Annotated in this window: 1 protein-coding gene; it reads left to right on the plus strand. The window is 52.2% G+C overall.

All coding sequences use genetic code 11. From position 1 onward, the window contains the following. A partial coding sequence (locus tag AC1DSN_RS22840) for a P-loop ATPase, Sll1717 family (protein WP_477333147.1) occupies window positions 1-1,244 on the plus strand: 1,244 nt, incomplete at both ends.

The following is a 1,244-nucleotide window of genomic DNA, read 5'->3' on the forward strand; positions in this document are numbered from 1 at the left end:
CCATGAGAATTCGTGCCATCTTCAAAGTGGACAAAGAAAGCGACGTTCGTGCATGGAACGCCATTACCGCCAACGAACTCCACGGCCGGGAAGCATTCAAGCGCATATTGAAGTTGACGCTTTATCGGCCAAGAGACGTCATCGGCCTGCTCAATACAGCCTTTTACCAGGCTCAGCGGCAGAGCAGAACGACGCTCATCGAGGAAGATTTCCTACACTCGTCAAAGCAGATCTCGCTGACCCGTTACGATGACCTTCGGAAAGAGTACGAATCAGTTTTACCTGGAATCAGCTTGCTCACGAAGGCCTTTGCCGCCGGCAACGCAAAGGTTACATGGGGAGAGGCCGCGGATCTGTTAGGCGCTTCGATGGCCAACGATAGCCTTGACGAGCAAATCGCCCAGCACTTTCAAATACTCGGAACTCCGGACGAGGCGATCCGAGCTCTATACGGCATCGGATTTTTCGGACTTTTCGACAAGCAACATGGGAACTTCGTCTTTTCTCACGACGGCAAGCGACCGGATCGGCAGTTTTCACCATCCGACGTGCTGATGGTCCATCCCTGCTATTGGCCGGCCCTAAATCTCGAACATGGTGATCTCGACCAGGACGACGCCGAAGAAATCTACGACGAATACGAAATCACCATCGCATCGCAAAGTGGTGAGCAGCGGTCCCGTCTGCTTGGGCAGCTCATCACTGAACTTCGGAACATACCCAGCGGCACCGAGGGTGCATCTCAATTTGAAGACTGGTGCAAGCGGGCTGTGGAAATCGCCTTTGCACGACAGCTGACCAATGTCCAACTCAAACCGAATGCGGCCTCCACCCAAAGACGCGACCTCGTTGCAACTAACCAGGCTCTTTCGGGATTTTGGAAAAGGATTCTCAAAGATTATTCCACGCGGCAGGTCATCTTCGAAATGAAGAACTACGAATCCGTCGGCGTGGATGAGTACCGACAGGTGTTTTCCTACCTCGGAAAGGAGTACGGCAAACTCGCATTCATCGTTTGTCGAGACACCCAGCAGGGCCTTTCGAAAGACCGGGAGCTTGACGCGTTCAGAGAGTTTTACAATAAGGGTGTTTTGGTACTCAAGCTTACGGCTCAGTCACTCGTAAGCATCCTTTCGAAGCTGCGCAGTCCTGAGAAATTCGATGCGGGAAATAAATTGCTCGAGTCAATCTTGGATACTTCAATTCGAATGTACGCAAATGGCCAGACCGACGGAGAGGTACTT

The sequence above is a fragment of the Luteibacter sp. P4_D7_3 genome, from assembly GCF_056401735.1.